The 8,036-nt window shown below is 66.4% G+C and carries 5 protein-coding genes and 1 pseudogene; 5 read left to right on the top strand and 1 reads right to left on the bottom strand.

Features of this window, described 5'->3' with window-relative positions:
• Positions 1–25 precede the first annotated feature (25 nt).
• The 3 genes and pseudogenes from NS365_RS14605 to NS365_RS14600 all read left to right on the top strand — a co-directional run.
• Positions 26–1,150, top strand: a pseudogene (locus NS365_RS14605) (efflux RND transporter permease subunit); the annotation flags it as partial.
• Between the two features lie 319 nt (positions 1,151–1,469).
• Positions 1,470–1,631, top strand: coding sequence for a DUF3563 family protein (locus NS365_RS23635; RefSeq protein WP_153003791.1), 162 nt, complete (start codon positions 1,470–1,472; stop codon positions 1,629–1,631).
• Positions 1,632–1,873: 242 nt separating this feature from the next.
• A complete protein-coding gene (locus NS365_RS14600; protein WP_058601026.1) occupies positions 1,874–2,908 on the top strand; it encodes an LLM class flavin-dependent oxidoreductase in 1,035 nt (344 codons plus the stop codon).
• Positions 2,909–2,976: 68 nt separating this feature from the next.
• On the opposite strand, the gene NS365_RS14595 is transcribed toward NS365_RS14600, so the two are convergent.
• Positions 2,977–4,608, bottom strand: coding sequence for a methyl-accepting chemotaxis protein (locus tag NS365_RS14595; RefSeq protein WP_058601025.1), 1,632 nt, complete (start codon positions 4,606–4,608; stop codon positions 2,977–2,979).
• A gap of 784 nt (positions 4,609–5,392) precedes the next feature.
• On the opposite strand from NS365_RS14595, the gene NS365_RS14590 reads away from it, so the two are divergent.
• The gene (locus NS365_RS14590) at positions 5,393–6,640 is read left to right on the top strand and encodes an AGE family epimerase/isomerase (RefSeq protein WP_058601024.1); all 1,248 of its coding nucleotides are present in this window, start codon (positions 5,393–5,395) and stop codon (positions 6,638–6,640) included.
• Between the two features lie 169 nt (positions 6,641–6,809).
• On the top strand, positions 6,810–7,979 hold the full coding sequence (locus NS365_RS14585; RefSeq protein ID WP_058601023.1) for a fumarylacetoacetate hydrolase family protein: 1,170 nt from the start codon (positions 6,810–6,812) through the stop codon (positions 7,977–7,979).
• Positions 7,980–8,036: the final 57 nt, after the last annotated feature.

Below are 8,036 nucleotides of genomic sequence, written 5' to 3'. Positions count from 1 at the left end.
TGTATAAGAGCCAGGGCCGGAGCTTCGCATCGTGCCGCGCCTGGACGAGGCGGCCGATCTCGGCATTGCGCCCGAAGCCATCTCGCAGACCGTGCGCGTCGCCACGATCGGCGATGCGGATGCCAATCTCGCCAAGTTCAATATCGGCACGCGCCAAATCCCGATCCGCGTGCAGATCAGCGAAACGGCGCGGCAGGATCTGGGCACCGTGCAGTCCCTGCGCGTCCAGACGGCCAAGGGCGGCACGGTGCCGCTCGACGCCATCGCCGCGATCGGCTTCGGCCAGGGCCCGTCCACGATCGACCGCTACGACCGCGAGCGCCTCGCCAAGGTCGGCACGTCCATGGCCCCCGGCCATGAGATCGGCGAGGGTTCGGCCTGGATCGCTCAGAGTGAAACCGTCAAGACCCTGCCCCCGGGCGTGCGTCTCCAAGCGGTGGGCGACGCCGAAATCCAGGGCGAAGTCTTCGCCGGCTTCGCCTCGGCCATGGGTGCGGGCATCATGATGGTGCTGGTGGTGCTGATCCTCCTGTTCGGCTCGGTCTTCCTGCCGATCACCATTCTCGCCGCCCTGCCGCTTTCCATCGGCGGTGTGGTCGGCGCGCTCTGGCTGACGCAGAATGCCGTGTCCATGCCGGTCGTCATCGGCATTCTGATGCTGATGGGCATCGTGACCAAGAACACGATCATGCTGGTGGATTTCGCGGTCGAGCAGGAGCGACACGGGATGCGCCAGCGCGACGCGATCATCGACGCCGGTCGCAAGCGCGCGCGCCCGATCATCATGACCACGATCGCCATGGCGGCGGGCATGATGCCGGCGGCCATGGCGACGGGCGAAGGCGGCGAGTTCCGCGCGCCCATGGCCATCGCGGTGATCGGCGGCCTGCTCGTCTCCACCGTCCTGTCGCTGATCTTCATCCCCTCGCTCTACACGCTGATGGATGATCTGAGCGGCCTGACGGGGCGCATCTTCGGCAGGCTCCTGAAGCCCAACCGGGCCGATGGCGAGGCGCCCGCCCACGCCCATCACGCAGCGCCGCCGCTCGCGGCCGAGTTCGAGGCTGGGCCGACATGGAAGCGCGTCACCGAGTTCGGCGGCCAGAAGGACGCTGGCGGCGGCGGCACGCTTCAGCCAGCGGCGGAATAGAGACCATCCGAAACAGCATATGGGGGCCGGTTTTCGAACCGGCCCCTTTTGCGTGAAGGGAGTCTTCGGGTGATCGGCCCCACTCGCGAGAGGGCGAACGGCACGCCCTGCCTCGCCGTTGAGCAACCTGCCCAAGACATGCGCCAAATGCAGAACTCAATGCCTCATTCCCGCCCAAAACCCTTCAATTAGATTTAGAAAGCCTCCAAGACTCTATCGGTTTGCATAGGTCGCATGGCAAGTATGCGCTTCGCTGCATTGCAGCATGGCTCGGTCGAACCTATTCTTGGATCAACACGCAAGCCAAAGGACCCCTACGATGAAGTTCACTGCTCGACTGCGCGAAGCCCTCCGCCCCGCCCGCCAGAGCGACCGCGAAGCCGCCTATCTCAACGAAGCCACCTCGCTCGTCGATCTCGAAGGCCGCCAGCGCGAAATCGATCGTGGCCGCTACGGCCGCAACCGCAACTCGGGCTTCTGATCCTCTCGACAGCGTATACTGCGGGGTGACGGTGCATTCACCCCTCCCCGCTCGACAGGGGGCCTTCGCCCCCGCATAAGCTGGCCGCGTTCGGCGACAGCTCTCAGGACGGCCCGAACCTGTCGATGATCAGGCCTACCGTCCAAGCCGGACCCGCTTCCGCCCCAAGGGAGCCGCCCGGCGGCCCGATGGGCCAGCGCCATCGATAGCTCCCGTCGCATCCTGTCCTGCGGAGCTTGGCCATGGCCTCTTCTCTCGAACTCGGCCTCGACACGTTCGGCGACGTGACGCGCGGGCCGCACGGTGCCCTCCAGCCGCACGCTGCGGTGCTTCGCGAAGTCGTGGAGCAAGGCGTTCTGGCCGACGAGCTGGGGGTCGATTTCTTCGGCGTCGGCGAGCATCATCGCGCCGATTTCGCGGTATCCGCACCCGATATCGTTCTGGCCGCCATCGCCTCGCGCACCAGCCGCATCCGTCTCGGCTCGGCCGTCACGGTCTTAAGCTCCGACGATCCGATCCGCGTGTTCCAGCGCTTCTCGACGCTCGACGGCCTCTCGTCGGGCCGGGCCGAGGTCATTCTGGGGCGCGGCTCCTTCACCGAGTCCTTTCCACTTTTCGGCTTCGACCTCAGCCAATACGAGCGCCTGTTCGCCGAAAAGCTCGACCTCTTCGCGTCCCTGCGCGCGGGCGGCCCAGTGACATGGCAGGGTTCGATCCGCCCTCCGCTCACCGAGCAGAGCGTGTTTCCGCCGACCGAGCATGAGCCGCTGCGCACTTGGATCGGCGTCGGCGGCAGCCCGGAATCGGTGGTGCGCGCGGCGCGCTACGACATGCCGATGCTGCTCGCCATTATCGGCGGCGATCCCACCCGCTTCCGCCCCTATGTCGATCTCTTCGCGCGCGCCAGCGCCGAAATGGGACGCCCCGTCCGGCCGATCGGCGTTCACTCGCCGGGCTTCGTCGGCGAAACGGACGAGGCCGCGCGCGAAGCCTTCTGGCCCGACTACAAGCGGATGCACGATCGGATCGGCGCGGAGCGCGGCTGGCCGCCGCTGGAAAAGGCGCAGTTCGAACGCGAGATCGAGCGCGGCTCGCTTTATGTCGGCTCGCCCGAAACCGTCGCCGCCAAGATCGCCAAGACCGTGAAGGCGCTCGGCCTGTCGCGCTTCCAGCTGAAATACAGCGCCGGCCCCCTGCCCCAGGCCGATCTGATGCGCTGCATCGAACTGTTTGGAACGCGCGTCGCACCGCTCGTGCGCGAACTCGCGGCGAACTGACGCCAACAAAAAGGGCCGGCCTCCCGAGCGGGAGCCGGCCCTTCGTGTCGCATCGGGCGCTCAGGCGCTCAGGCGCTCAGGCGCTCGAAACTCTCGTCGTTCAAGTCGAAGTCGAAGCCCGAGCCTGCCGACGGTGAGGCGGCGGACGGACGCTGGCTCGGTGCGGGCTGTGCCTCACGTGGCTGGGTGCGCGGCGCCCGCTCCTGCGCCTTGGCGACCACGGGCTCGGCACTGGGCTGCGCCGGGCGCGGCGCCAGCTTGAAGAAGGATGCGCGCTCGGCCAGCCGGTGCGCTTCCCCGGACAATTGATCGGATGTCGCCGCCATCTCCGTCGCCGCGCTGGCGGTGGATTGCGTGACCTGGTCGAGCTGCGTGATCGCCTGGCTGATCTGGTCGGCACCCGCCGATTGCTCGCGGCAGGCCGCCGAAATTTCGGCGACGAGTTCGGCCGTGCGCTCGATGCCCGGCACCAGCGTGGCGAGCTTCATCTGCGCGCTTTCGGCCACCACAAGCGTCGAGGAGGAGAGTTCGCCGATCTCGCGCGCGGCGACCTGGCTGCGCTCGGCGAGCTTGCGCACCTCGGAGGCCACCACCGCGAAGCCCTTGCCATGCTGTCCGGCGCGCGCCGCCTCGATGGCGGCATTCAGAGCCAGAAGGTCGGTCTGGCGGGCGATTTCCTGCACCATTGCGATCTTGGAGGCGATGTCGCGCATGGCGTTTGCCGACTGCGCGACGGCCGCGCCGCTCTCGGTGGCGTGGCGGGCCGCCTCGGCGGCGATCTTTTCGGTCTGCGACGCGTTCTCGGCCGTCTGCCGGATATTGGCGGTCATCTCTTCGATCGCCGCCGAGGACTGCTCGGATGCCGCCGCCTGCTCGCTGGACCCCGAGGACAATTGCTCGGCCGTCGCGGCCGACTGGGTCGAGCCGGAGGCCACCATGGCGGCCGAAGCGTTCACGTCTCCCGCGATCTCGGCGAGGTTGCGGTTCATCAAAGCCATGGCGCGCTGGAGATCCCCGATCTCGTCGGAGCCCTTCGCCTCGATCCGGCGCGTCAGGTCGCCGGCCCCGATTGAGCGGGCCATGGAGACCGCCGTGTCCAGCCGCTTGGTGATGTTGCGGGTAACGAAGACGCCGCCGGCCGCCATCGCGAGCGCCATGCCCAGCAGCCACAGACCCGCTTCGATCATACGCTGGCGCAGAATGGCCTGGATGTCATCGACATAGACACCCGTTGCGACCGTCCAGTCCCACGGCTTGAAATAAGCGGAATAGGCGTATTTCGGTACATCCTCCGTGCCGCCGAGCCGCTTGGTGGAATAGCTCGTGAACCCACCGCCCGCGATGGCGCGGCGGATCATTTCCTGGTTGAGATAGACGCCGTTCTCGTCCCGCCGCTCCCAGCCGCTTTCCCCTTCCTGCTCGGCCTTGGGGAAGATCGTGCGGATGCCCTTCGAATCGAAGCTGACGAGATAATTGTCCCCGCCGAAGCGGATCGGGCGCAGGGCTTCGCGGGCTCGGTTCTGAGCTTCGGTGAGGGACAGTTCGCCCTTTTCCACACGCCCCTGGAGCGAGGCGATCGTCGTCATGGCGGCTTGGATCTGCGCGGTCAGGAGGTCGCCGCGATCGGCCCACAGCTGGTTGCGCAAGGTCCAAAGCTGAACGCTGGCGCAACCGATGGCGATGGTGATCGCAAAGGCCATGAGCAAGAATAGTTTCCGCCCAACGGTGAGACGCATAAGGAACTCCTGGATTCGCACGAATGCAGCAATCCAGCGCAAGCTCGCCGAAAGGCGTTAAGAGTTCCCGAGACGATTGGGAAAAAAGCCAATACGACCTGATAATCCAAGGTCATGGTAAATGGGCCTTTTCAAACAATCCTGCACGTCAACAATGCCCTCAGGTTATAAACGTCGGCGCAAACCGGCGAGAAACGCAACGCAGGCCATGCGTCTGCGATACCGATCAGGGCAGGAAGAGTTTGAGAAGGAGCCAGCCGGCGGCCATCATCATGCCAAGCGCCGTCGTGTGAACGAAGAGCGTGACGATCGTCTCGATTCGCATGGCATTCTCCCGCGCCGCTCCCCATCCCCCGATGGGCGGCGAACACACGACACGGCGTGGGTTCGATCCGGCATGGACAAGCTTAGCCCAGCCGCTTTTCCGAAGAACTGACGCGGGCGACCGCAGCGGACCTATCCACCGGAAAAAGAAAAAGCCCGCTCGGGGGAGGACCGAGCGGGCGAAGAATGCAAGGTATCTGGGAGGAAACGATGCACAGACACATAACCATGCTGCACCGCACTCCAGCAAGCCCAATATTGCATAGCTGCCATGCCCGTCACGATATTCGTGCATAGATTGTGATTTGCATGGTGGGGTTACCGAGGAGGGTTTGGAGCGCGAGAGGACTGATCTCCTCTGGCCTTCGGCCGTGCTCTCCGATAGCGAGCGCGCTGGAAGCGCAGAGGCTTGGCGGAGGGCAGCATGGCCGATCGGGAACAGGTTGCGGGAGGGAACTGGCTGGAGCGCGCGTCGCACCGCCAATGGCTCTTGCGCGAAGCGGACGATCTGTTCCGCTTCTTCGAAGGGGCGAGCCTCGATCCCGACGGGCGGATTTCCGTGCCCGACACGAAGGGTCGGCCGATGCGCGACGGCGCGCCGACCGAGCTTCACACCACGACGCGCCTCGTTCATTGCTTCTCGCTCGCCAGCCTTCAGGGCCGGCCGGGAGCCGACGCTCTGGTGGACCACGGCATGAAGGCCCTATGGGAGCGTCATCGCGATGCCGAGCATGGCGGCTATGTCTGGAGCTTCGGCCCGGACGGTTTCGCGGACGACAAGAAACAGGCCTATGGCCACGCCTTCGTGCTGCTGGCGGCGTCCAGCGCCCTGCAGGCGGGGCACCCGGACGCGCCCCGGCTTCTGGCCGACATCACGCAAACGCTGAACACGCGCTTCTGGGAAGAGGCGCATGGCGCGACGGCCGAGGAGTTCACGCGCGACTGGCGGCCCTTCGACACCTATCGCGGCCAAAACTCCAACATGCACCTCACCGAAGCGCTGATGGCGGCCTTCGAGGCGACGGGCGAGCGGCATTATCTCGACAAGGCGGGGCGCATCGCCGACCTCATCGTCAATCGTCACGCCCGCGCCACCGGCTGGCATCTACCGGAACATTTCGATGCGGACTGGCAGTTCGACCGCGCCTATGACGGCAACCCGATCTTCCGACCCTTCGGCACCACGCCGGGCCATTGGCTGGAATGGGCGCGGCTTCTGATCCAGCTTTGGGAGCTGGAAGGACGGGTGACCGACTGGATGCCCGACGCCGCCAAGGCGCTCTTCGCCAAGGCCGTCTCGGATGGCTGGGACGAGACGCGCGGCGGCTTCTTCTATACGCTCGGCTGGGACGGCCAGCCCCGCATTCCCGATCGCTACTGGTGGCCGGTCTGCGAGGGCATCGGCGCAGCGGCCGTACTGGGTGCGGTGACGCACGACCCGTTCTACGAGACGTGGTATCGCCGCATCTGGGACTTCGCGGCGCTCCACCTGATCGATCGGCGGCGCGGCGGCTGGCACCCGCAGCTCGGTCCCGATAACCAGCCCAAGCCCGAGCCCTTCGCCGGCAAGCCCGATCTCTATCACGCACTTCAGGCCTGCCTGATTCCGCTTCTGCCGACCGATACGGGCCTTGCCAAGGGACTTCGCGAAGGTCAGCTGCGCGGGGCGTGAAGTCCCCTCGCCCGCAAGAACCCGACGCTCGAAGCCTTCTGCCATGCTGCGTCGCAGCATGGCTTTCGCTTGCGCTCGGGCGCGATCCGTCGTTCCCCTGTGTCCCGCCGTCGGACAAGCAATTCCGGGAGGGAGGCGCATCGGCGGCGAAGCGATACGAGTGCTGCGGATGTCTCATTCTTCTCCCCTGCCGACCGATGCGACCGAGGCGGTTCTGGTCGGACGCCTGTTCGACCCCGAGGTCGGCGGTCCGGTCATCGTCCATGTGCGGGGGGACCGGCTGGTGGACGTCTCCGCGCTCGCCCCCACCGTATCCGAGCTTCTGGAAGGCACCGACGTCGCGGCCCGGCTGCACGCGGCCGAGGGAGGCCGCTCCTGGGCGCTGTCCGAGGTGCTGGCGGCCAGCGAAGCGCACGAGACGGGCGAGAGTCGCCCGATCCTGCTCGCCCCTTGCGACCTTCAGGCGGTGAAGGCCTGCGGCGTGACCTTCGCCCGCTCCATGGTGGAGCGCGTGATCGAGGAGCGCGCCAAGGGCGACTATGCCCTCGCCAACGCCATTCGGCAGGAGATCGGATCGGTGATCGGCGGCGCGCTGGCCGATGTCGTGCCGGGCTCGCCCAAATCGGCCGAGGTCAAGCGCATCCTTCAGGACAAGGGCTACTGGTCGCAATATCTGGAAGTCGGCATCGGGCCGGACGCGGAGGTCTTCACCAAGGCCCCGGTTTTGGCAAGCGTCGGCCATGGGGCCGAAGTCGGCATCCTGCCCATGTCCGAATGGAACAATCCCGAGCCCGAAGTGGTGCTGACGGTCAATTCGCGCGGCGAGATCCTCGGCGCGACGCTCGGCAACGACGTGAACCTGCGCGACGTGGAAGGCCGCTCCGCCCTTCTGCTCGGCAAGGCCAAGGACAACAACGCCTCCTCCTCGATCGGCCCCTTCATCCGCCTGTTCGACGAAGCCTTCACGCTGGACGACGTGCGCTCGGCCGAGCTGACGCTGATCGTGGAGGGCGCCGATGACGGCTACCGGCTGGAGGGCTTCTCCACCATGCGCGAGATCAGCCGCGACCCGGCCGATCTGGTGCGCCAGGCGCTCGGGCCCCATCATCAATATCCCGACGGCATGATGCTCTTCTGCGGCACGTTGTTCGCGCCGGTGGAGGATCGCGACACGCCGGGCAAGGGCTTCACACACAAGCTCGGCGACCGCGTCACCATCGCTTCGCCGCGCCTTGGCGCGTTGACCAATACGGTGACCCACACCGACAAGGCCGCCCCCTGGCGCTTCGGTATCGCGGCGCTCATGCGCAATCTGGCGGCGCGGGGTCTCCTGTCGTGAAGCATTTCCAGCGAAAGCCGAGCCGGCTTTCGCGGCCGGACAATGCGGAAAACAAAA

This window comes from Aureimonas ureilytica, from assembly GCF_001475935.1.
In the GTDB taxonomy this organism is placed as follows: domain Bacteria; phylum Pseudomonadota; class Alphaproteobacteria; order Rhizobiales; family Rhizobiaceae; genus Aureimonas; species Aureimonas ureilytica_A.
Note: the sequence above shows the minus strand (reverse complement) of the source record. Positions and strands in the feature narration are given on the sequence as shown.